This is a genomic window from Microbacterium sp. LMI12-1-1.1 (assembly GCF_040676455.1).
GTDB lineage: Bacteria > Actinomycetota > Actinomycetes > Actinomycetales > Microbacteriaceae > Microbacterium.
In genome coordinates this window covers 181694-202849 of sequence record NZ_JBEGIA010000015.1, presented here as the reverse complement: position 1 = coordinate 202849, position 21156 = coordinate 181694, and the positions used below count along the sequence as shown (strand labels likewise).

General features: G+C 70.8%; 21 protein-coding genes and 3 tRNA genes. 8 read left to right on the top strand and 16 right to left on the bottom strand.

The window, feature by feature from the left end; genetic code table 11:
• Nucleotides 1-32: 32 nt before the first annotated feature.
• Entirely contained in the window at nt 33-1064 is a 1032-nt protein-coding gene (locus MRBLMI12_RS14920; protein WP_363357195.1) for a TerC family protein, read from the bottom strand.
• A gap of 245 nt (nt 1065-1309) precedes the next feature.
• On the opposite strand from MRBLMI12_RS14920, the gene MRBLMI12_RS14915 reads away from it, so the two are divergent.
• Genes MRBLMI12_RS14915 through MRBLMI12_RS14900 form a run of 4 tightly spaced genes read left to right on the top strand, consistent with a single transcriptional unit; the run spans nt 1310 to nt 3796 of the window.
• The gene (locus MRBLMI12_RS14915; protein WP_363357194.1) at nt 1310-1879 is read left to right on the top strand and encodes an RNA polymerase sigma factor; all 570 of its coding nucleotides are present in this window, start codon (nt 1310-1312) and stop codon (nt 1877-1879) included.
• Entirely contained in the window at nt 1876-3048 is a 1173-nt protein-coding gene (locus tag MRBLMI12_RS14910) for a DUF4349 domain-containing protein (RefSeq protein ID WP_363357193.1), read from the top strand. The genes MRBLMI12_RS14915 and MRBLMI12_RS14910 overlap by 4 nt, the downstream gene beginning before the upstream one ends.
• 32 nt (nt 3049-3080) lie before the next feature.
• The gene (locus MRBLMI12_RS14905) at nt 3081-3443 is read left to right on the top strand and encodes a YidH family protein (RefSeq protein WP_349427288.1); all 363 of its coding nucleotides are present in this window, start codon (nt 3081-3083) and stop codon (nt 3441-3443) included.
• Nucleotides 3440-3796, top strand: a complete 357-nt coding sequence (locus tag MRBLMI12_RS14900; RefSeq protein WP_363357192.1) for a DUF202 domain-containing protein — start codon at nt 3440-3442, stop codon at nt 3794-3796. Before MRBLMI12_RS14905 ends, MRBLMI12_RS14900 begins: the two co-directional genes overlap by 4 nt.
• A gap of 51 nt (nt 3797-3847) precedes the next feature.
• Here the strand turns inward: MRBLMI12_RS14900 and MRBLMI12_RS14895 are convergent.
• Together MRBLMI12_RS14895 and MRBLMI12_RS14890 are read right to left on the bottom strand one after the other, a co-directional pair.
• Nucleotides 3848-3920 (bottom strand) — tRNA-Glu (locus MRBLMI12_RS14895).
• 42 nt (nt 3921-3962) lie between these two features.
• Nucleotides 3963-4038, bottom strand: a tRNA-Glu gene (locus MRBLMI12_RS14890).
• Between the two features lie 118 nt (nt 4039-4156).
• Here MRBLMI12_RS14890 and MRBLMI12_RS14885 point away from each other — a divergent pair.
• Nucleotides 4157-4795 (top strand): MBL fold metallo-hydrolase, encoded by a 639-nt coding sequence (locus MRBLMI12_RS14885; protein WP_363357191.1) that lies wholly within the window; start codon nt 4157-4159, stop codon nt 4793-4795.
• A gap of 112 nt (nt 4796-4907) precedes the next feature.
• Here the strand turns inward: MRBLMI12_RS14885 and MRBLMI12_RS14880 are convergent, their stop codons facing one another.
• The 4 genes from MRBLMI12_RS14880 to MRBLMI12_RS14865 form a co-directional block, all read right to left on the bottom strand.
• Nucleotides 4908-5177, bottom strand: coding sequence for an HPr family phosphocarrier protein (locus MRBLMI12_RS14880; RefSeq protein WP_308866973.1), 270 nt, complete (start codon nt 5175-5177; stop codon nt 4908-4910).
• 65 nt (nt 5178-5242) lie between these two features.
• Nucleotides 5243-7291 carry a PTS fructose transporter subunit IIABC gene (locus MRBLMI12_RS14875; RefSeq protein ID WP_363357190.1) on the bottom strand — a complete coding sequence of 683 codons (2049 nt, stop codon included), beginning with the start codon at nt 7289-7291 and terminating at the stop codon, nt 5243-5245.
• Nucleotides 7292-7320: 29 nt separating this feature from the next.
• Nucleotides 7321-8262, bottom strand: coding sequence for a 1-phosphofructokinase (gene pfkB / locus MRBLMI12_RS14870; RefSeq protein ID WP_363357189.1), 942 nt, complete (start codon nt 8260-8262; stop codon nt 7321-7323).
• Nucleotides 8259-9038 (bottom strand): DeoR/GlpR family DNA-binding transcription regulator, encoded by a 780-nt coding sequence (locus MRBLMI12_RS14865; protein ID WP_349427283.1) that lies wholly within the window; start codon nt 9036-9038, stop codon nt 8259-8261. The genes pfkB and MRBLMI12_RS14865 overlap by 4 nt, the downstream gene beginning before the upstream one ends.
• A gap of 88 nt (nt 9039-9126) precedes the next feature.
• Here MRBLMI12_RS14865 and MRBLMI12_RS14860 point away from each other — a divergent pair, with 88 nt between their 5' ends.
• Entirely contained in the window at nt 9127-10053 is a 927-nt protein-coding gene (locus tag MRBLMI12_RS14860; RefSeq protein WP_363357188.1) for an aminoglycoside phosphotransferase family protein, read from the top strand.
• A 59-nt stretch (nt 10054-10112) separates the two neighbouring features.
• Here MRBLMI12_RS14860 and MRBLMI12_RS14855 read toward each other — a convergent pair.
• The 3 genes from MRBLMI12_RS14855 to MRBLMI12_RS14845 form a co-directional block, all read right to left on the bottom strand.
• A tRNA-Gln gene (locus tag MRBLMI12_RS14855) sits at nt 10113-10187 on the bottom strand.
• A gap of 105 nt (nt 10188-10292) precedes the next feature.
• Nucleotides 10293-11825 carry a glutamate--tRNA ligase gene (gene gltX / locus MRBLMI12_RS14850; RefSeq protein WP_349427281.1) on the bottom strand — a complete coding sequence of 511 codons (1533 nt, stop codon included), beginning with the start codon at nt 11823-11825 and terminating at the stop codon, nt 10293-10295.
• Nucleotides 11826-11836: 11 nt separating this feature from the next.
• On the bottom strand, nt 11837-12841 hold the full coding sequence (locus MRBLMI12_RS14845; RefSeq protein ID WP_414686221.1) for a LysR family transcriptional regulator: 1005 nt from the start codon (nt 12839-12841) through the stop codon (nt 11837-11839).
• A gap of 81 nt (nt 12842-12922) precedes the next feature.
• On the opposite strand from MRBLMI12_RS14845, the gene MRBLMI12_RS14840 reads away from it, so the two are divergent.
• Nucleotides 12923-13990: an aminotransferase class V-fold PLP-dependent enzyme gene (locus MRBLMI12_RS14840; protein WP_363357186.1), complete on the top strand. Its 1068-nt coding sequence runs from the start codon at nt 12923-12925 to the stop codon at nt 13988-13990.
• Nucleotides 13991-14118: 128 nt separating this feature from the next.
• On the opposite strand, the gene MRBLMI12_RS14835 is transcribed toward MRBLMI12_RS14840, so the two are convergent.
• From MRBLMI12_RS14835 to MRBLMI12_RS14815, 5 genes are all read right to left on the bottom strand, one after another.
• Nucleotides 14119-15393 (bottom strand): MFS transporter, encoded by a 1275-nt coding sequence (locus tag MRBLMI12_RS14835; protein ID WP_363357185.1) that lies wholly within the window; start codon nt 15391-15393, stop codon nt 14119-14121.
• 37 nt (nt 15394-15430) lie between these two features.
• Nucleotides 15431-16198, bottom strand: coding sequence for a fumarylacetoacetate hydrolase family protein (locus MRBLMI12_RS14830; protein WP_363357184.1), 768 nt, complete (start codon nt 16196-16198; stop codon nt 15431-15433).
• Between the two features lie 85 nt (nt 16199-16283).
• Nucleotides 16284-17396: a branched-chain amino acid aminotransferase gene (locus tag MRBLMI12_RS14825; RefSeq protein WP_363357183.1), complete on the bottom strand. Its 1113-nt coding sequence runs from the start codon at nt 17394-17396 to the stop codon at nt 16284-16286.
• Between the two features lie 39 nt (nt 17397-17435).
• The gene (locus MRBLMI12_RS14820; protein ID WP_363357182.1) at nt 17436-18497 is read right to left on the bottom strand and encodes a 3-isopropylmalate dehydrogenase; all 1062 of its coding nucleotides are present in this window, start codon (nt 18495-18497) and stop codon (nt 17436-17438) included.
• A gap of 7 nt (nt 18498-18504) precedes the next feature.
• Nucleotides 18505-20046 carry an MFS transporter gene (locus MRBLMI12_RS14815; RefSeq protein WP_404907887.1) on the bottom strand — a complete coding sequence of 514 codons (1542 nt, stop codon included), beginning with the start codon at nt 20044-20046 and terminating at the stop codon, nt 18505-18507.
• A 63-nt stretch (nt 20047-20109) separates the two neighbouring features.
• On the opposite strand from MRBLMI12_RS14815, the gene MRBLMI12_RS14810 reads away from it, so the two are divergent.
• Nucleotides 20110-20655: a TetR/AcrR family transcriptional regulator gene (locus tag MRBLMI12_RS14810; RefSeq protein WP_349427274.1), complete on the top strand. Its 546-nt coding sequence runs from the start codon at nt 20110-20112 to the stop codon at nt 20653-20655.
• Nucleotides 20656-20675: 20 nt separating this feature from the next.
• Here the strand turns inward: MRBLMI12_RS14810 and MRBLMI12_RS14805 are convergent, their stop codons facing one another.
• Complete coding sequence (locus tag MRBLMI12_RS14805; RefSeq protein ID WP_363357181.1) at nt 20676-21149, bottom strand: DUF2867 domain-containing protein; 474 nt, start codon at nt 21147-21149, stop codon at nt 20676-20678.
• Nucleotides 21150-21156 lie beyond the last annotated feature (7 nt).

Genomic DNA, 21156 nt, shown 5'->3' with positions numbered 1-21156 from the left:
CACGGGCCGCCGACAACGGTGCGCCGTGCGGGTCAGCCGTGGGCTTCGGGCGTGCCGCCGGCTGCGGCATCCGTAAGTCCCCGGCGCTTGTCGCGAGCGGACGCGACGAGGCTGGCGATGGTCGCCACCGTCATCGCGACGATGATGACGCCGAGCGACATCCAGGTCGAGATCTCGGGCGCCCATTCGATGTGCTCGCCGTTGTTGATGAAGGGGAGCTCGTTGACGTGCATGGCGTGGAAGACGAGCTTGACACCGATGAAGGCGAGGATGAACGCGATCCCGTAGTGGAGGTAACGGAGCCGGTCGAGCAGGTCGCCGAGCAGGAAGTAGAGCTGTCGCAGACCCATGAGCGCGAAGATGTTCGCCGTGAACACGATGAAGGGGCTCGTGGTGATGCCGAAGATGGCCGGGATCGAGTCGATGGCGAACAGCAGATCGGTGACGCCGATCGCGGCGAACACGATGATCATGGGCGTCCACATCTTCTTGCCGTCCACGACGGTGCGCAGCTTCGCGCCGTCGTAGTGGTCGCTGATGTCGATCCCGCGACGCAGCAGTCGCACGACGAAGTTCTCCTGCTTGACGTCGTCGTCGTGATCGCCGCCCGGGAAGGCCTGTCGCCACGCGGTCCACACCAGGAACGCTCCGAAGATGTAGAACACCCAGCTGAACTGCTCGATGATGGCCGCGCCGGCGAGGATGAACAGGCCGCGCAGCACGAGCGCGATGATGATGCCCACCATCAGCACCTCCTGCTGATAGCGGCGCGGCACCGCGAACTGACTCATGATGAGCACGAACACGAACAGGTTGTCGATCGACAGGCTGTACTCGGTGAGCCAGCCGGCGACGAATTGTCCGGCGTACTCCGGTCCTGCGAACGCCCACATGAGGCCGGCGAAGATCAGGGCGAGCGTGACATAGAACACGACCCACAGGGTCGACTCGCGTGTCGACGGGATGTGCGGCCGCTTCAGGATGAGCAGCAGATCCGCCAGGAGGATCAGGGTGAGGATCACGAGGGATCCGATTTCGAACCACAGGGGGAGTTCGAGGTCCATGCAGGGCCTTTCGAAAGGGGCGAACGAGGGTCGGTCGGGGCCGAAAGTCTCTCCCCCGCGGCCTCTCGGCCTGCGGCGCACACCCGGGGTCGCTCTGTCGGGACCCGTGATGACGGATGCGCGGTGTCGGGATACTCCCTCTCGCTCGCAACAGAATACAGGGTCGGGGTGCCGGGCCCGCCCTCGGTGAGACGATCCGGGCGGTGCGGACACTGTCACGGTGAGAGACAATTCGGAGGATGGGGATGCCCGACGACGACCTGCCGCACGGCGCCACCGGCGACGCCGAGCTCGTGGTGCTGGCTGCGGGCGGAAGCGAGCACGCCTTCCGCACGCTGTACCGTGCGTACGTGCGCCCGGTGTACTGGCTGGCGCACGGGCTCGTCGGCAACCCCGCGGACGCCGAGGAGGTCACCCAGGAGACGTTCCTCGTCGCCTGGCGGAAGCTGCCCGGCCTCGACCTCGCCGGCGACTCGCTGCTGCCGTGGCTGGCGACGATCTGCCGCTTCCAGTCGGCCAACCGCGTGCGCCGGCAGCGGCGCGATCGACTGCACACCACGGCGGCCGCCGACGAGGACCTGCCCGCCACGGTAGACGTCGAGCAGCAGGTGATCGACGAAGGGCTCGCCGACGCGATCCTGCGCGAAGTCGCCGGCCTCAGCGAACTCGATCGCGCCATCTTCCGGCTGTGCGCCACCGAGGGGTACGCCTATCAGGCCGCCGCCGACGAGCTCGGCGTCGCACACGGCGTCGTCCGCAACCGTCTCTCCCGCATCCGCACCCGTCTGCGGACCGTCGTGAAGGAGAGCACATGAACACGCAGCCCCCGGTATCCGGGACCCCAGGACCCCTCCCCGACCTCAGCGCGGAGCGCATCGACGAGATCGAGGACGCGCTCTTCGCCGACATCGCGCAGGACCGCGGGCGCCGGTCGGCGCGGCGGACGCGACGCGGCCGCCTGTGGATCGCGGGCGGCGCCGCGGCAGCGATCATCGCGGTCGCCGCGGTCATCGCGCCGTCCGTCGGCTCGCTCGTGGGCGGCGCCGGCGGTGCCACCGACGAGTCCGCCGTCGCCCCGGTCGCGCCCGCCGATTCGGGTGCCGGCTCCGACGGCTCGTCGGACTCGGCGACCACGACCGAGTCCGCACCCCTGACCATCGCACCCGACGCCGCTGCCGGCGACAGATCGGCCGGCGCGATCGCGGCGGACCGCGACATCATCACGACAGCCTCGGCCACCGTCTCCGTCGACGAGGTCGACGCGGCCACGCGCTCCATCGCCAACTCTGCCGTCGCCCACGGTGGCTACGTCGAGTCGATGAGCATCGGCAGCGACGGCACGGTGTATCCGGTCACGCCGAGCGACGGCGGCGTCGTCTACGACACGATGCCGTACCCGTCGCCCACCGACGGCGCCTGGATCACCGTCCGCGTACCGGCCGATCAGCTGCCCGACGTCATCGCCGAACTGGACGACGTCGGCGAGGTGACGGCGACGAACCTCTCGCGGCAGGACGTCACCGAGCAGACGGTCGACCTCGAGGCGCGGATCGACGCCGCGCAGGCGTCCGTCGATCGCCTCACCGAGCTCATGGGCCAGGCGCAGAGCGTCGCCGACCTGATCGCGGCCGAAGCGGCGCTGTCCGAGCGCCAGGCGCTGCTCGAGTCGTACCAGCAGCAGCTGGAGATGCTCGACGATCAGGTGGCGATGTCGACTCTCTCGGTCACCGTGGTACCCGACGTGGAGACCGTGACCGCCGATCCGGCCGGCTTCGGCGACGGACTGGCCGCCGGCTGGAACGGGCTCGTCGCCACGCTCAACGGCATCGTCATCGCGATCGGCTTCCTCCTGCCCTGGCTCGCCGTCGCGGCGGTCGCCGCACTCGTCGTCTGGGGTGTGGTGCGCCTGGTGCGCGGGAGGCGCCGGAGTCGAGCGGATGCCCTATCGCCGGCCCCCGAGCCCGTCGACGACCCTCGGGACTGAGCAGCGGCCCGCGCCGCCGATACTGTGGAGCGGTGACTCGCAGCAGATTCCCCCGGTCGGTCTACCGCACAGGGACGGATCCGGACGCACGGTTCAGTCTGGCCAACGAGCGCACGTTCCTCGCCTGGAACCGCACCGCGCTGGCGCTCCTCGCCGGCGGCGTGGCCCTGGAGGCGCTCGGACTGGACCTGCAGCCGGACCTCCGTCTCACCGCATCCCTCATCCTGATCGCCGCCGGCGTGGTCATCCCCGTGCTCGCCTGGCTCGAGTGGGGCCGCACGGAGCGCGCACTGCGCGCCGGCTCTCCCCTTCCCGGTTCGCTGACCAGCGCCGCGCTCGCGATCACGATCGTGCTGGTCGGGGTGCTCGTCCTCCTCGGCGTCGTGCTGGCATGAGCGCTCAGCAACTCTTCGACCCCGGGCTGCAGCCCGAGCGCACCGAGCTCGCGTGGCGGCGCACGGCTCTCGCGATCGGCGTCGGGTCGCTGCTCGCACTCCGCGTCCTGCCGTCCTTCGCGCCCACGCCGGCGCTGCAGCCGGTGCTGCTCGCGCCCGGCATCCTCGGGCTGGTGTTCGCGGTGCTGCTGTGGGCACGGGCACGGGCACGCCACACGCACGTCAACCGCGCACTCCTGCAGGATCCGCACGGCGATCTGCCGGGAGCCGGCCTCCTGCTGCTCCTGACGGTCTTCGTCCTCGGGTGCGGTGCGGTGTCGGCCCTGATCGTGCTGCTGCCCTACGCCACGTAGCGCAAACGCGGGAAGCCCGGTCCTGGTGGACCGGGCTTCCCGACTCGTCTGTGACCCCAGCGGGATTCGAACCCGCGTTACCGCCGTGAGAGGGCGGCGTACTAGGCCGCTATACGATGGGGCCGTACAGCGTGCCGCAGCGGCTGCTGCGACGTTGCTGCCTGACTGGTGACCCCAGCGGGATTCGAACCCGCGTTACCGCCGTGAGAGGGCGGCGTACTAGGCCGCTATACGATGGGGCCGTTCAGGCAACCGTTCGATTATGCCACGTCGCATATGCCCGGTCCAAATCGACACGGGCCGCGGCGCCGGCCTCGCGTGCGGCTTGCCCGTGCGCCCCCGGGGCGCTTGACTCGTCGCATGCGAGTCACGAAGTTCGAGCACGCGACACTGACCCTCTTCAACGCCGGGAAGACGCTGGTCGTCGACCCGGGGTCGTTCACCGCCCCCCTCGGTGAGCTCGAGAGCGTGGTGGCGATCGTCATCACCCACGAGCACGCCGACCACTGGACGTCCGACCACCTCGACCGCATCCTCGGCACGTTCCCCGGGATCCCGGTCTACGGTCCCGAGGGTGTGGCGAAGGCCGCCGCCGAGTACGACATCACGGTCGCGCATCCCGGCGACGTGGTGGAGGTCGAGCCGTTCCGGCTCGAGTTCTTCGGCGGCCGCCACGCGCTCATCCACGAGTCCGTGCCGGTGGTCGACAACGTCGGCGTGCTCGTCAACGACGAGTTCTACTACCCCGGCGACTCGTACGCCGTCCCCGAGGGACGCGAGGTGAAGCTGCTCGCCGCGCCCGTCGGGGCGCCGTGGCTCAAGATCGGCGAGGCCATGGACTTCGTGCTGGCCGTCGCACCGCGGCGCGTGTTCGGCACGCACGACCTCACCCTGTCGGTGGCGGGCCGCGACACCGGACGCCTTCGCCTGGGCTGGGCCGCGGAGCAGCACGGCGGCGAGCTCGTGAACCTCGAGCCGGGCGACTCCACCGACGTCTGACCCGACGGCGGCCGCCGAACGCGAACGACGGATGCCGCAGCAGCTTCGATCTGCGGCATCCGTCGTCTCGGGTGATCCGCCTGGCGCTGACGCCGTGCGGACGGTCGGGATCCTACTGCGCGTCGAGGTCCGTCTCGAGCAGCGCGACGAGTGCGTCGAGGGCCTCCTCGGCGCCGTCGCCGTCGGCCTTCAGCGTGACGACGGTCCCCTGCGAGGCGCCGAGTCCCATCAGCGACAGGATGCTGCCGGCGTTGAGGTCGGCGCCGCCCTCGACGGCGATGGTCACCGGGACCGACTGCGCCTGCACAGCCTGGACGAAGAGCTTCGCGGGGCGTGCGTGGAGTCCTGAGCTGCTGGCGATGGTGGCCTGACGTTCTGCCATGGTTCTCTCCTGTCTGCGTCGGACCTCTGCGCGGTCGACGATTCCGATTCTGTCGGACGAGGGCCTCAGGCCGCCACGGGTAGGGCGGCTTCCGCCTGCTCGAGTTCCTTGCGACCCACCCATTTCTTCAGCGCGATGACGGCGAGAGCGCTGACGACGGTGCCGGCTGCGATCGCCACCAGGAAGCCCCAGACGGGGTTGATGGCGAAGAACACGAAGATGCCGCCGTGGGGTGCGAGCGATTGGACCGCGAACGCCATGCTGAGGGCGCCGGTCACCGCGCCACCGACGAGCGAAGCCGGGATGACGCGCAGCGGATCAGCGGCAGCGAACGGGATCGCACCCTCGCTGATGAAGGCCGCGCCCAGCAGCCACGCGGCCTTGCCGTTCTCCCTCTCGACAGGCGGGAAGAGGTCGCGTGCGAGGACCGTGGATGCCAGAGCCATCGCGAGGGGCGGCACCATTCCCGCAGCCATCACCGCCGCCATGATCAAGTAGGGCGTGGTGTTCTCGGGAGAGGCGGTGGCCAGCCCCGCCACCGCGAACGCGTAGGCGACCTTGTTCACCGGCCCACCCAGGTCGACGCACATCATCAGACCCAGCACGATCCCGACGACGATGATCCCCGACGTGCCTGCGAGCTCGTTCAGCCAGTCCGTCAGCCAGACCATCAGTGTCGCGATCGGACGGCCGAGGAACAGCACCATGAGCCCGGAGGCCACGATGGAGGCCAGCAGCGGGATGATCGCGACGGGCATGAGCCCGCGCAGCCAGCGGGGAACTCGCCACGTGCCGATCCACCACGCGGTGACGCCCGCGAGCAGACCACCCACGATGCCGCCGATGAAGCCGGCATTCATCGTCACGGCGATCGCTCCGGCGACGAAGCCCGGGGCGATGCCCGGTCGATCCGCTATCGCGAAGGAGATGTACCCCGCGAGGGCCGAGACCAGGAAGCCCATGGACGCGGCGCCGATCGCGAAGGCGACCGAGCCCAGATAGATCCCGAGTCCGCCTTCGGGCAAGTCCCACAGCGAGTTCGTGACGATCACCGTGGTCGCATTGTCCGGCGCTGAGTAGTCGTCCCCGAAAAACAGGAAGCCGAGGGCGATGAGCAGACCGCCGCCGGCGACGAAGGGGATCATGTAGCTCACACCCGTGAGCAGGATGCGCTGGATGCGGGCGCCCCACGAGAGCTTCTCGCCCGCGGTGGCGGTCGCGACGGCGGCCTCGCCGCCGACGCGCGTCGCGTTCGGGTTGTTCGCTGCGGCCACTGCCTCGGCGATGAGCTGATCGGGCTGCTCGATGCCGCGCTTCACGCCGGAGCGGACGACGGGCTTGCCCGCGAATCGCTGCGGCTCGCGCACGTCCACGTCGGTGGCGAAGATCACGGCGTCGGCGCCCTGGATGACGTCCGCAGGCAGCGCCTGGTAGCCGCTCGAGCCCTGGGGCTCGACGACGAGGTCGATCCCCGCCTTGTCTCCGGCCGCCGTGAGCGCGTCGGCCGCCATGAATGTGTGGGCGATGCCAGTCGCGCACGCCGTGACGGCGACGATGCGGGCCGGGCGTCCGTCCACGGCAAGGCCGGCCGCGGGTGCAGGCTGAGCCGACGCGGCGATGGGCGCGGGGGCCTCAGCCGCCGGCGCGGGGGCAGCGGCATCCCGCTCTCCGATCGCCGTCTGCACGATCGCGACCACGTCCTCGTCCGTCGTCGCTGCGCGCAGACCCTCGGTGAAGTCCGCCTGCATGAGGCTGCGGGCGAGCTTCGACAGCACCGCCAGGTGGGCCTCGGCCGCGTCCGCGGGAGCCGCGATGAGGAAGACGAGGTCGGCGGCGCCGTCCGGAGCGCCGAAGTCGACGCCGGGGCTCAGCCGTGCGAAGGCGAGCGAGGGTGTCGTGACGGCCGCGCTCTTGGCGTGCGGGATCGCGATGCCGCCGGGCAGCCCGGTCTCGTCCTTCTCCTCGCGGGCCCAGGCGTCGTCGAAGAGGGCTTGGGCGTCGGTCGCGCGACCCTGTGCGACGACGCGTGCGGCGAGGGAGCGGATGACGTCGGACTTGTCGGCGCCCAGAGGGACGTCGAGGCTGACCAGGCCTGGGGTGATGGTGTCGGACACGGTGACCTCCTGCGGTCGTGGGGTGGGTTCTAGGCGAGACGGGCGACGGGCACGTCGTCCGCCGGAAGATCTGCGGGAGTGGGCGCTTGCGTACCCGGGAGGGATGCCGCGGCCGCGCCGTACCGGATGGCGAGGCGCAGCCGTTCCTCGTGGTCGGCTCCCCGCGTCGCGGCGAGCACGTAGCCGGCGAGCGAGCTGTCGCCCGCCCCGACGGTGCTGCGCACCTGGATCCGTGGCGGCCTCGCCAGCCACGCGCCATCGGTGGTGACCAGCACCGCGCCGCGAGAGCCGAGTGTGACGAGGGCTGCGCCCACGCGCGCGGGCACGAGCGATCGGGCGACCTCGAGGACGGCGGCGGTGTCGGCGCCGTCGAGCGGCATGCCCGCGAGCTCGCCGAGCTCGTCATCGTTGGGCTTGATGAGGTCGGGGGCGCCGTCGGCGACCACGGCCGCGAGTGCCGCACCCGAGGCATCCACGGCGATGAACGGGGAGGCCGCACCGTGGGCGGCCCGCACGGCGCGCGTGATCCGGACGTAGAAGTCGTCGGCGACACCGGGCGGCAGCGAGCCGGCGAGCACGAGCCACCCGGCGCCGGCGGATGCGCTCACCACGGCGTCGACGACCGCAGCCGCCTCGTCGGCCGACAGCGCGGCGCCGGGCAGGTTGAGCTTCGTCGTGACTCCGGCCGGATCCGTGATCGCGAGGTTCGCGCGGACGTGGCTACGGACGGGCACCGGGTGCGTGCGGAGGGCGGCCTCGCGCAGCGCCGCCACGAACGGGTCACCCGCGGCGAGGGGCAGGACGGCGAGGCAGTCCTCACCCGCGGCGGCGATCGCGCGGGCGACGTTGATGCCCTTGCCGCCGGCGTCCTCACGCGCCGAATCGGCGCTCTGGACGTCGCCGACCTGCAGCGGCGCCGGCAGGACGACCGTGCGGTCGAGGGAGGGGTTGGCGGTCAGCGTGACGATCATGCGAGCCAGACCTCCACGTCGGCGTCCGCGAGCGCATCGGCCAGCTCGGCGTCGGGTGCGGCATCCGTGACGAGCACGTCCACGTCCGACAGGGATGCGAAGCCGACGAGCAGCTCCGCGCCGAGCTTCTCGGCGTCGGCGACGACCACCACGCGTCGCGCCGATGCGACGATCGCGCGCTTCACGGCCGCCTCGTCGGGATCCGGCGTGCTGAGGCCGAACGACGCCGACACTCCATTGGTGCCGATGAACGCGACGTCGGGCCGCATCCCCCCGATGGCCCGCACGGTGTCGGCGCCGACGGCGGCGGCGGTGAGTCCGCGTATCCGCCCGCCGACGAAGGAGAGCGAGGCACCGGGGACGCCGGCGAGGGTGTTGCCGAGTGTCAGCGAATGAGTGACGACCTCGATCGGAGTGCCCGCGAGGCGCGGAATGAGCGCCGAAGCGACGGCCGCAGTGGTCGTGCCGGCGTCGAGGAACACCGACCCGGAGAAGTCGCGGCCGAGCGCGTCCAGTGCCCGTCGGCCGATCGCCTCCTTGGCGGTGCCGTGATGTTCGAGTCGCTCGGCCAGTGAGGGCTCGCGCGTGCTCCCGCGCTCGCGCCCGACCGCTCCCCCGTGCACGCGGCGCAGTGCGCCGCCGGATTCGAGGTGGTCGAGGTCGCGGCGGATGGTCTCCGTGGTGACATCGAAGCGGTCGGCGAGGTCGACGACGCTCACCCGGCCCTGCGCAGCCAGCAGACGTTCGATCTGCTCGTGGCGCTCCGTCGCGTACATCTGCACAACCCTTCGTTGGATTCCCACACAATACAACACATTCCAACACAAACACAACCCCCTCGAGACCGGCGGGTATCTTCGTACTGTGCCCGACAAGCCCGACGCCGAGATCGCGATCGACAGCGCGCTGATCCGCGCTCTGCTCGCCGCTCAGGCCGCCGATGAGATCCCGGATGCGGCGACACTCCCCCTCCGAAAGGCCGCCGAGGGCTGGGACAGCGAGGTGTGGCGCCTGGGCGACGCCTACGCCGTGCGACTGCCGCGTCGCGCGCTCGCCGATCCGCTGGCACGGCACGAGCAGGCGGTGCTGCCCGGTGTCGCCGAGCGGCTCGCACCGACGGGAGTGCGGGTCCCCGCCCCCGTCGTGAACGGCGTGGCCGCGGAAGGCTATCCGTGGGCATGGTCCGTGGTCCCCTGGATCCACGGCGAACGCGCGCTGGACGAGTCCCCCGCCGCACGAGGCTCCTGGGCCGCGACGCTCGCGCACGCACTCGACGCCCTCCATGCGGACGCCCCCGAGGACCACCCCGTCAATCCGTTCCGCGGCATTCCCCTCGCGACGCGCTCCGACGCCGTGGTGGCGCGCCTGCAGCACCTGCGGGAAGCGGGCACGCTCGACGCGGCGAGCACCGAGGGCCTGCGGAAGGTGTGGCGCGCGGGCGTGTCCGCCGCGCCGTGGGATCGCCCCCCGGTGTGGATCCACGGCGACATGCACCCCGGCAACCTGGTCGTGCACAACGGGGCTCTCGCAGGGATCATCGACTTCGGCGACGTCACGGCCGGCGATCCCGCCTATGACCTCGCGATCGCCTGGCTCGCGTTCGACGCCCCCGGGCGCGCCGCCTTCGTGACGGCAACGGAGTCACGCTATGACGCCGACGCCTGGATCCGCGCACGTGCCTGGGCTGCGGCCGTGGCACTCATGCTCGTGGCCCACAGCGATGACAATCCCGATTACCTCGCGCTGGGCTGCGCTGCCGTAGACGCCGTCCTCGCCGACGGCGTCGGCTGAGAGCTCGCAGTTCGCTTCCGGAGAAACGAAAAACCCCCGCTGAGCGGGGGTTTTCTCGTTGGCTGGGGTACCTGGACTCGAACCAAGAACAAAGGTACCAGAAACCTCCGTGTTGCCAATTACACCATACCCCAAGGCTGTCAGCCGAAGCCGTGCCGAGGAATGAGTCTACGCGACTTCGGCGGCTCCGCCAAACCGACACGGCCCTCTGCGCATCCCGGGCGAGTCACGCTGAGCGACTACGCGACCCGGAACGCCACCAGTGCCCCGAGCCGGCGGATCGACTCCGACTTGCCGAGCAGCTCCATCGACTCGAACAGCGGCGGCGAGACACGACGGCCGCTGAGCGCGACGCGCAGGGGGCCGTACGCGATCCGCGGCTTGAGCCCCAAGCCCCCGTCCTCGACGGGCGAGATCAACGCGCCGGCGAGGGCGTCCTGTACAGCGGCGGCGGTGAACTCTGTGTCGGGCACGAGCTCGAGGGCGCCGACCGATGCGACGAGCACCTCGTTCGCGTTCGGCGGCAGAGTGGCCAGGGCGTCGTCCTGATACGACACGACATCGGTGAAGAGGAAGCCCAGCAGGCCCGGAGCGTCGCCGAGCAGCTGCATCCGCTCCTGGACGAGCGGGGCGGCTGCCGAGAGCATCGCCGCCTGTGCGGGCGTCGGGCTCGCGTCGATGACGCCGGCAGCCGAGAGGTACGGCACCAGACGCTCGGCGAAGTCGGCGGGCTGCAGCATCCGGATGTGGTCGCCGTTGATCGACTCCGCCTTCTTCTGGTCGAAGCGGGCGGGGTTCGGGTTCACGTCGACGATGTCGAACGCCGCGACGAGCTCCTCGAGCGAGAAGACGTCACGATCGTGTGCGATCGACCAGCCGAGGAGGGCGAGGTAGTTGAGCAGGCCCTCGTGGATGAAACCCTTCTCGCGCTGCAGGAAGAGGTCGGCCTTGGGGTCGCGCTTCGAGAGCTTCTTGTTCCCCACTTCGCCGAGCACCAGAGGCATGTGCGCGAAACGCGGGATGAACGTGGTGATGCCGGCATCCACCAGCGCCTCGTACAGCGCGAGCTGGCGCGCGGTCGACGGCATCAGGTCTTCGCCGCGGATGACGTGCGTGATGCCCATGAGCGCGTCGTCGACCGGATTCACGAACGGGTACAGCGGGACGCCGCCGGCCCGCACGAGCACGAAGTCGGGGAACGATCCCGCGGGGAACGTCACTTCGCCGCGGATGAGGTCGACGTAGGTGAGGTCCTCGTCGGGAACGCGCAGACGCCACGCGGGCTCGCGGCCCTCGGCGCGGAAGGCCGCCTTCTGATCGTCGGTGAGGCCGCGGTCGAAGTTGTCGTAGCCGAGCTGCTTCGCCCGGCCGTTGGCCTCGTTGCGCGCGTCGATCTCTTCGGCCGTCGAGTAGCTCTCGTAGACGGCACCCGCCGCAATGAGGCGGTCCAGGACTTCGCGATAGATGTCGTGACGCTCGGACTGCCGGTACGGCGCGTGAGGTCCGCCCACCTCGACGCCCTCGTCCCAGTCGATCTTCAGCCACCGCAGCGCCTCGAGCAGCTGCAGGTAGCTCTCCTCGCTGTCGCGCGCCGAATCGGTGTCTTCGATGCGGAAGACCAGCTTGCCGCCGTTGTGGCGCGCGTACGCCCAGTTGAACAGCACTGTGCGGATCAGGCCGACGTGCGGCAGCCCCGTCGGCGAGGGGCAGAACCGGACGCGGACGTCGGCGCCGGTGGCGGTGGTGGTGCGGGGATCAGGCGAAGAAGGCATCGCATCAGAGTTTAGTTGGCCGAGGCTGCGGAGGTCTGCCCGGCGCCGTCGCGGGATGCCGCCGCCGCGCGCTCGTCGGCGGCGCCCGAGATGAGGCGAGCCAGGGCGTCGAGCGTCGCCCGCACCGCCGGCACCCGGTCGGCGCCTCGCGCCGTGACGGTGTGGATACGCCGCTGCTCCCCGGCCGGAAGCGGCACGATCGCCACCCCGGGCAGCTGCGGGAAGGACTCCACGGCCATCCTCGGCAGGGTCGCGACGCCGATGCCCTGGGCGACGAGCCCTTCGACCGCGACGAAGTTGTCGGTCTCGAAGGCGATCCGAGGAGCGAATCCGGCGCGACCGCACAGCTCGAGCAGGTGACCGCGGCACCGAGGGCATCCGGCGATCCAGTCCTCGCCGGCGAGCACGGCGACGTCGAGCGCACCGGCGGTCGCCGCGGGGTGCCCGGCCGGCAACACGGCGAGCAGCTCATCGGCGCCGACGGTGGTGACCGAGAGCCCCCGTGCGCTCGATCCGTGCGGGTCGTCGCGGTCGCCTGGATAGCTGAAGGTGAGGGCGATGTCGGTACGGTCCTCACGCACCGCCTCCACGGCCTCGGGCGGCTCGGCCTCGACGTACGTGAGAGAGATCCCCGGATGCCGCAGCGCCAGGTCTGCGAGCAGGCGCGGGACGATCGTGGGAGAGGCCGATGGGAACGCGACCAGCCGCACGCGCGCGGCGCGCAGTCCCCTCAGCTCGGCGAGTTCGCCGGCCGCGGCATCCAGCGCCGTCGTCACGGCGGGTGCGTGGCGGGCGAGGACCCTCCCCGCGTCGGTGAGCCGGACGCTGCGCCCGACCCGCTCGACGACGGCGACACCGAGACGCTGCTCGAGGCGTTTGAGCTGCTGGCTGACGGCCGGCTGACTGTACCCGAGAGCGAGGGCGGCACCGGTGATGGACCCGGCATCGGCGACGGCCTTGACGACCCGCAGTTCGCGCGCGTCGAAACCGGGGTCTTCCTCGAGCACATCGGTCACGCGCCAATCATAAGACTCTGTTATGTGTCGCATGGGACACCTGCCGTAGACATGCGCAATCCGCGGGTTCACTCTGGATGCATGCCCGCACTCGCCGACTCCCCCGCTCTCGCCGCCGCGCGCCGCGAGTTCGACGGCGGCCGCGACTACCTGGCCGCGTGCACAGTGGGCCTGCCCAGCCGCGCGACGCGACGCGCCGTCATCGCCGATCTGGACGCAGCCGGATCCGGCCGGCCCGACCTCGCCGCGTACTGCGCGGCGGTCGAGCGCTCGCGCGGTCTGTTCGCGTCACTGGTCGATGTGGGCGCCGAGCGGGTGGCGATCGGCTCGCAGACGTCGGTCGCGGTCGGGCTCGTCGCCTCGGCGTTGCCGGAAGGGACCGAGGTGCTCGTCCCCGACGGAGAGTTCTCGTCGATGGTGCTGCCGTTCGTGCACTCCGGCCGGGGCCTCGTCGTGCGCACGGCGCCCCTTCACGACCTCGCTGCCCACGTGCTCCCGAGCACGGCACTCGTCGCGTTCTCTGTCGTGCAGTCCGCCACCGGCGAGGTGGCGGACACCGCCGCCATCGTCGCCGCGGCGTCGCGGCAGGGCGCGCTCACACTCTGCGACGCGACACAGGCGGTCGGCTGGCTGACGGTCGCGGCATCCGACTTCGATGCCGTGGTGTGTCACGCCTACAAATGGCTCTGCGCGCCGCGGGGCGTGTCGTTCCTGACCATCTCGGACAGGCTCGCCGCGCGCATGACCCCGCTCAACGCCGGATGGTATGCGGGCGACGACCCGTGGACGTCGTGCTACGGCGGCGATGTCGAGCTCGCCCCCGACGCCCGCCGGTTCGACGTGTCGCCGGCCTGGCAGGCGTTCGTCGGTGCGGCACCCGCGCTCGAGCTGTTCGCCGCACTCGAGCCGACCGAGCTCCACGCGCACGCGACCGGGCTGGCCGCCGCCTTCCGCGCCGGACGCGGCATCGCGGAGCCGAAGCGGGCCTCGGCGATCGTCACCTGGGACGACCCCGATGGCGGCGAGCTCGCGCGGCTCACCACAGCGGGCATCACCGCGTCGGGTCGATCCGGCCGCGCACGCGTCGCTTTCCACGTCTTCAACGACGAGGACGACGTCGACCTCGCGCTCGCAGCGCTCGGCCACTGACGCCTGCGCCGCCCGGCGCCGACTGCACTCGCTCGATGACCCGTCGACCGCGATCGTCGCCGGCCTCGTCGAGACGCGGTACTGTGCGTCCGCCCGGCTGACACGCCGGGCGATCACGGTTCTGAACCTCAGCCCGCCTGACTCGCCGGGCGAGCGCGGGATGCGCGCCAGCCGAGCGGAGCGAGCAGCACCGAGGCGGCGACGAGCACCAGCACGACGAGGGCGAGCCCGCCGTAGCCGATCCAGCCGAGCACCGCGCCGGCCGCGATCGCGCCGAGGCCGCCCACGATGCTCATCGTGAAGTCGCTGAAGCCCTGGCGCCGGGTGCGCAGCGCCTCGGACGACGACTCGGTGAGCAGGGTCGATCCGGCGACCGTCGACGCGCTCCACCCGAGACCCAGGAGCACGAGCGCCACCGTCACCGCGGTCGTCGAGAGCTGCCCGAACGAGGCGGTGAGGAGGGCGGCCACGAGGAGGACCTGGCCGATGAGGATGGTCGGGACGCGTCCGACCTTGTCGGCGAGGATGCCGAAGACCGGCGAAAGCACGTACATCCCGGCGATGTGGAGGCTGATCGTCAGCCCGATGATCGACAGCGTCGCGGCCTCGGATGCGCCGTGGGTCAGATGCGCGAGGTGCACCGGGGTCATCGCCATCACCGACACCATCGTGCCGTGGGCGGCGGCGACCGCGAAGATCGCGTAGCGTGCGGCGACCGGTCGATCGGCCTTGGCGATGACGCGGCTGCCTGCCCGAGCCGACGCGACGACGCGCTGTGCGAGGAGCAGCGGGTCGGGCCTCATGGCGACGAGGTAGAGCACGATGGCGAGTCCCTGAGCGACGAGCGTGAACAGGTAGGCGCCGGTGAGCGCCGGCATGCCGATCGCGCTGCCGATCACTTCACCGGGACCCGTGAGGTTCGGCCCGAGAACGGCGCCCACCGTGGTCGCCCACACGACGATCGAGAGATCACGGCCGCGGGAGGCATCCGTCGCCAGGTCGGCGGCGGCGAAGCGCGACTGCAGGTTGGCCGCCTGGCCCGCTCCGATGATGAGGAATCCGACGAGCAGCAGCGGGAACGCGGCCAGGGCGACGGCGACGATCACCAGTCCGACGCCGACGAGGGCGACCGCCATTCCTGTCGTGAGCGACAGCCGCCGACCCCGGCGGCGAGCGATCGCCGCGAGCGGCACGGCCGTCAGCGCGGTGCCGAAGGTCACCGCGGCCGCGGCGAGCCCGGAGAACGCGTCCTCGCCCGAGAGCTCTGCCGCAAGCACCGCACCGAGCGACAGTGTGGCGCCGAAGGCCAGTCCGCCGAGCACCTGACCGAGGGAGAGCACCCAGACCGTTCGCCGCTGAACCGCGGCCACCTCTTCGGCGGTGGTCCCGCTGTCGAGCCTCACGCCGACGGGATCGGCGTGGGGTGTCCTGCCGCTCTCGTCAGGCGTCACGAGCCGTGTTGCGCAGGATGCCGAGACCGGTGATCTCGACCTCGACGGTGTCGCCCGCGACGATCTGGCCGACGCCCGCCGGGGTTCCGGTGAGGATCACGTCGCCCGGCAGAAGCGTGAACGCCGCGGAGGCGTACGCGATCACATCGGCGAGCGAGAAGATCATGTCGCTGATCGGGCCCTGCTGCCGGACCTCGCCGTTCAGGCGCGTCGTGATCACCGCCGGGCCGTCGACGTCGAACTCCGTCTCGATGGCGGGGCCGAGCGGGCAGGACGTGTCGAAGCCCTTGGCGCGAGCCCACTGCCCGTCGGACTTCTGCCAGTCGCGGGCGGTGAGGTCGTTGGCGATGGTGTAGCCGAAGACGTAGTCGAGAGCGTTCGCGGCCGGCACGTTCTTCGCGATCCGACCGATGACGGCGGCGAGCTCGCCCTCGAAGCTGATGAAGTCCGAGCCCTTCGGCAGCACGACGGCGTCGCCCGGACCGATCACCGTGGTGTTGGGCTTGAAGAACAGCATCGGCGCGGTGGGGACGTCGTTGCCGAGCTCCGCGGCATGGTCGCGGTAGTTGCGGCCGACGCAGACGAGCTTCGAGCGGGGGATGACCGGCGCCAGCAGCGCGACGTCGGCGAGCGGCACGCGCTCCCCCGTCGTGTCGTACCCGGCGAACATCGGGTCGCCGGCGAGGACGACGAGTTCCCCCTCGTCGACGATCCCGAACTTGATGGCGTCATTGTGGCTGAAGCGCGCGATCCTCACCGGATCAGCCTAGCCATCCCCTCCGACACGGAAAGCCCCGGGCGCCGCGCAGCGCGGGGCCCGGGGCTTTCATGAAGCCGATGGATCAGCCGTCGAGGCGCGTCAGCCACCCGTGGCGATCGGCCACGCGCCCGTACTGGATGCCGGTGAGCTCCTCGCGGAGCGACAGGGCTAGTTCGGACGCCGCGTCGCCGTCGTGGACGATCTCGTAGTCGTCGGCGACGAGCTTGCCGATCGGCACGATGACCGCCGCCGTGCCGCACGCGAACGCGCCCACGATGGAGCCGGATGCCGCACCCTCGCGCCACTCGTCGATCGAGACCTTTCGCTGCTCGACGACGAGTCCGCGGTCCTGCGCGAGCTGCAGCACCGACGCGAGCGTGATGCCCTGGAGGATCGAGTCGGACTCGGGAGTGATGAGGCGGCCGTCGTCCGTCACGAGGACGAGGTTCATGCCCCCGAGCTCCTCGATGTAGCCGTCGTCGAGGAAGAGCACCTGCTGGCAGCCCTTCTCGTAGGCCTCCGCCTGCGGCAGCAGGCTGGACGCGTAGTTCCCGCCGGTCTTCGCCGCGCCCGTGCCGCCCTTGCCGGCGCGGGCGTAGCGGGTCGACAGCGCGATGTTGACCGGCTGCACGCCGCCGGCGAAGTAGGCGGCCGCGGGGCTGGCGATGAGGTAGTACCCGACCTTCTTCGCCGCACGGACGCCCAGGAACGCCTCTTTCGCGAACATGAAGGGGCGCAGGTACAGACTCGTCTCGGGCGCCGTCGGAACCCACGCGCTGTCGACGGCGATGAGCTCGCGCAGCGACTCGAGGAAGTACTCGGTCGGCAGCTCCGGAAGCGCCAGTCGCTGCGCCGAGCGCTGCAGGCGGGCCGCGTTGCGGTCGGGACGGAAGGTCCAGATCGACCCGTCGGCGTGACGGTAGGCCTTGAGGCCCTCGAAGATCTCCTGCGAGTAGTGCAGCACGGCCGCAGCAGGGTCGAGCGGGATCGGGCCGTAGGGCTGCACGCGCGGCCGGTGCCATCCGCCCTTCTCGGACCAGCAGATGTCGACCATGTGGTCGGTGAAGTGCTGTCCGAAGCCCGGATCGGCGAGGATCGCGTCGCGCTCGGCATCCGGCGTCGCCTCGGTGTTCCGCGTGACGTTCCAGACGAGGCCTGCGGCCGAGGGCGCCTGGAGGGGAAGGTCGATGGTCATGGGTGGAATCCTCTGTCGGTAGGACGACGTGATCTCAGATTACGCCTGGAGTCGGGCGACGATCGCGTCGCCGATCTCTGTCGTCGTGCGGGTCGCGCCCGCGTCGGAGCCGCGTGCGGCAAGATCCTCCTCGACCGCAGTCGTGACGCTGCGGGCCTCGTCCTGGAGCCCGAGATGATCGAGCAGCAGTGAGACCGAGAGGATCGCGGCCGTGGGATCGGCCTTCTGCTGGCCTGCGATGTCGGGCGCCGATCCGTGCACGGGCTCGAACATCGAGGGGAACGCGCCATCGGGATTGATGTTCCCCGAGGCTGCGAGGCCGATGCCACCTGTGACGGCGCCGGCCAAGTCGGTGAGGATGTCGCCGAAGAGGTTGTCGGTGACGATCACGTCGAAGCGGCTCGGGTTCGTGACCAGGTAGATGGTGGCCGCGTCGACGTGCACATAGTCTACGGTCACGTCCGGATGCTCGAGCGCGACCTCGTCGACGAGGCGCTTCCAGATGCCACCGGCGTGGACGAGGACGTTCGTCTTGTGCACGAGAGTGAGCTTGCGGCGGCGGCGCTCGGCCAGATCGAACGCGTAGCGCACGACCCGTTCGACCCCGAACGCGGTGTTGACCGAGGTCTCGTTGGCGACCTCGTGCGGCGTGCCGGTGCGGATCGACCCGCCGTTGCCGACGTACGGCCCCTCGGTGCCTTCGCGGACGACGACGAAGTCGACGTCGCCCGGCGCGGCGAGCGGCCCGGGCACACCCGGGTACAGCTTCGACGGCCGCAGGTTGACGTAGTGGTCGAGCTCGAACCGCAGCTTCAGCAGCATTCCGCGCTCGATGTTGGCGTTCTTGAGGCGAGGATCGCCGGGAACCCCCCCGACCGCGCCGAGCAGGATCGCGTCGTGGTCCTTGATCGCGGCGAGGTCCTCGCCGGTCAGCGTGTCGCCGGTGTCGAGGAAGCGGGCGGCGCCCAGCGAGAAGCGCGTCTTCTCGAAGCGGATGCCGCTGCCCGCGGCCGCGGCATCCAGCACCTTCTCCGCCTCCGCGATGACCTCCGGACCGATGCCGTCACCCGGGATGACGGCCAACTTCACGACGCGCGACATAGTGCTCCTACGACTTCTGGCGGGACCCTCCCAGGGTAGTGGCCGCGATGACCCCCGCGATGACGACCAGGACGGCGCCGATCAGCGCAGTGACCGTGACCCCGGCGTCGAACGCCGTCGCCGCCGCCTCGAAGAGCGCCTCGCCGGTGCTGCCGCCGATCTCTCCGGCCGCGTGCACCGCACCGGCGAGGGTCTCGGACGCAGCCTCGGCCGCGGCATCCGGAACCCCCGCGGGCACGACGAGGTTCGTGCGGTAGAGCGCCGTGAGGATGCCGCCCAGCACGGTCGTGCCCAGCACGGCACCCAGTTCATAGGCGGTCTCGGAGACCGCGCTCGCAGCTCCCGCCTTGGCCGGCGGAGCGCTCGAGAGGACCAGCTCGTTCGAGACCGTCTCCGCCGCGCCGATGCCGATGCCGAGCGAGACGAAGGCCGCCACCAGCGCTGCGATGCTCTCGGGTCCGGTCGCGAAGGCCACGGTCACGTAGCCCGCCACGGAGAAGATCAGCGCCACAGGGACGACGATGCGAGCGGGCCACTTCTTGGAGATCGGCACGACCACGAGACCCGCGACGATCATCATCGCGAGACCCGGAACGAGCGCGAGCCCCGCCTGCATGGGCGAGAGCCCGACGATGAGCTGCAGGTGCTGCGCCACAAAGAAGAGGAACCCGACGAGCGCGATGACGCTGAGGAGGTTGACCATCAGCGCACCGCTGAAGCTCCCCCGGCGGAACAGGCGCATGTCGAGCATCGGTGTGCGCGCCCGCAGCTGGCGCCGCACGAACAGCACGCCGAACCCGAGTCCGGCGAGCATCGGCAGCCAGGCGGCGACGGCGAGCCCGTGCACGGCGAGCTCCTTGATCCCGTAGACGATCGGGATCATCGTCGCCATCGAGAGCGCGATGCTCAGCGGGTCGATGCGGCCGGGCTTCGGATCGCGGCTCTCGGGCACGAGCAGCGGCGCCAGCACGAGCAGCGGGACGAGCACGGGGACCGACAGCAGGAACACCGAGCCCCACGAGAAGTGCTCGAGCAGGAGTCCACCCACGATCGGGCCGAGTGCCGCGCCGGCGGAGAACATGGCCGCCCACACCGCGATCGCAAGGCGGCGCTGATCGCGGTCGGTGAAGATGCTGCGCAGCAGCGACAGCGTCGAGGGCATCAACATCGCGCCGAACACGCCCATCCCGGCGCGCGCAGCGATGAGCCAGGCGGCGCTCGGGGCGAAGGCGGCGAGCACCGACACCGCGGCGAAGCCGGTCGCGCCGATGAGCAGCATCCGTCGCCGGCCGAACCGGTCGCCCAGCGTCCCCATCGTGACCAGCAGCCCCGCGAGCACGAGCGGATAGGCGTCGATGATCCACAGCTGCTGGGCGCTCGACGGCCCCAGCTCGAGTGCGATCGACGGGAGTGCGAAGCTCAGCACGGTGTTGTCGACCGAGACGAGCAGCACCGGCAGCATGAGCACGACGAGCGCCGCCCAGCCGCGCCAGCCGACCTTCCGTCCCTGGGCGTCGGCGAGCGAGAGTTCTTGTGTGAGAGTCATCATTTCTATACCGTCCAGCCGGTATAGTATCAGAATGCGCGGCCAGCTGTCGATACGATCGACGCCATGAGCCGCCCTCCCCTCGCCCGCGAGAAGGTGCTCGACGCCTTCGAGCAGATCCTCATCGAGGAGGGCGAGCGCGCGGCGACCATGGACGCCACCGCGAAGGCGGCGGGCGTGTCGAAGGGCGGTCTGCTCTACCACTTCGGCACGAAGGAGTCGCTCGAGTCGGCGATCATCGACCGCCTGCGGACGCTCGTCGCCGAGGATGTGGCCGTGATGGCCGCCGCTCCGGAGGGTCCGATCGCGTACTTCCTGCGCACATCGGTCATGGCCAACGATCCGATCGACCGCGCGATCCTGGCCACGTCGCGGCTTGCGCAGGGCGGTGATCCGGTCGCCAGCGACGCACTGCGAGACGTCCGCGAGCAATGGGGCGCCGCGCTGCGCCCGCACACGAAGGACGAGGTCGCCCTCGACCTGGTGATGCTCGTCAGCGACGGGCTCTACTTCAACAACGCCCTGTCGGGCGGCTCGATCCCGGGGCCCGTCCCCCGCGGTCCCGCGCTCGATGCTCTCATCGCCCTGGTGGAGGGCGCCAGCCGGATCTGAGCTCTCCGAGCGCTGCAGGCTCAGCCCTGCCGGGCGAGGGCGCGCCGCGCGCGACGGAGCATGGCGTGCACCACGAGCGGGTGCGCGAGCGACACCGGGGTGAAGTACACCCGGCCGCGCCAGTCGTTGAACGTCACCACGGTGGTCACGCGCACGACGGCGGCCTCGGCATCCACCCCGACACCGCAGCGGAAGGTGAGGTGCTTGTCGGCGTACTCGATGAGCGCCTCTTCGCCCACCACCGTCCGAACCTCGAACACTCCGCGCGGCGCGGCCTCCAGCCCGAGAAGCGGGGCGAGCGCCATGCGCACACCCATCGCCGCCTTCACCCAAACGGGCGCTGACGACGGAGCGAACAAGGTCTCGGCCCACACGCGCGGGTCGTCGGTGCTGCGCGGCGGCTGGGATGCCAGGATCACGTCGCCGTAGTCGAACCGCGTCAGCCTCTCGAAGGCCAGGCTGCGGAAGACCGGACTCCCGCCGGACGCGGGCACGGGGGCA

Coding starts and splice junctions, on each gene's coding strand:
- MRBLMI12_RS14920 (WP_363357195.1), bottom strand. CDS start 1,064: ATGGACCTCGAACTCCCCCTGTGGTTCGAAATCGGATCCCTCGTGATC.
- MRBLMI12_RS14915 (WP_363357194.1), top strand. CDS start 1,310: ATGCCCGACGACGACCTGCCGCACGGCGCCACCGGCGACGCCGAGCTC.
- MRBLMI12_RS14910 (WP_363357193.1), top strand. CDS start 1,876: ATGAACACGCAGCCCCCGGTATCCGGGACCCCAGGACCCCTCCCCGAC.
- MRBLMI12_RS14900 (WP_363357192.1), top strand. CDS start 3,440: ATGAGCGCTCAGCAACTCTTCGACCCCGGGCTGCAGCCCGAGCGCACC.
- MRBLMI12_RS14885 (WP_363357191.1), top strand. CDS start 4,157: ATGCGAGTCACGAAGTTCGAGCACGCGACACTGACCCTCTTCAACGCC.
- MRBLMI12_RS14880 (WP_308866973.1), bottom strand. CDS start 5,177: ATGGCAGAACGTCAGGCCACCATCGCCAGCAGCTCAGGACTCCACGCA.
- pfkB (WP_363357189.1), bottom strand. CDS start 8,262: ATGATCGTCACGCTGACCGCCAACCCCTCCCTCGACCGCACGGTCGTC.
- MRBLMI12_RS14865 (WP_349427283.1), bottom strand. CDS start 9,038: ATGTACGCGACGGAGCGCCACGAGCAGATCGAACGTCTGCTGGCTGCG.
- gltX (WP_349427281.1), bottom strand. CDS start 11,825: ATGCCTTCTTCGCCTGATCCCCGCACCACCACCGCCACCGGCGCCGAC.
- MRBLMI12_RS14840 (WP_363357186.1), top strand. CDS start 12,923: ATGCCCGCACTCGCCGACTCCCCCGCTCTCGCCGCCGCGCGCCGCGAG.
- MRBLMI12_RS14825 (WP_363357183.1), bottom strand. CDS start 17,396: ATGACCATCGACCTTCCCCTCCAGGCGCCCTCGGCCGCAGGCCTCGTC.
- MRBLMI12_RS14820 (WP_363357182.1), bottom strand. CDS start 18,497: ATGTCGCGCGTCGTGAAGTTGGCCGTCATCCCGGGTGACGGCATCGGT.
- MRBLMI12_RS14815 (WP_404907887.1), bottom strand. CDS start 20,046: ATGATGACTCTCACACAAGAACTCTCGCTCGCCGACGCCCAGGGACGG.
- MRBLMI12_RS14810 (WP_349427274.1), top strand. CDS start 20,110: ATGAGCCGCCCTCCCCTCGCCCGCGAGAAGGTGCTCGACGCCTTCGAG.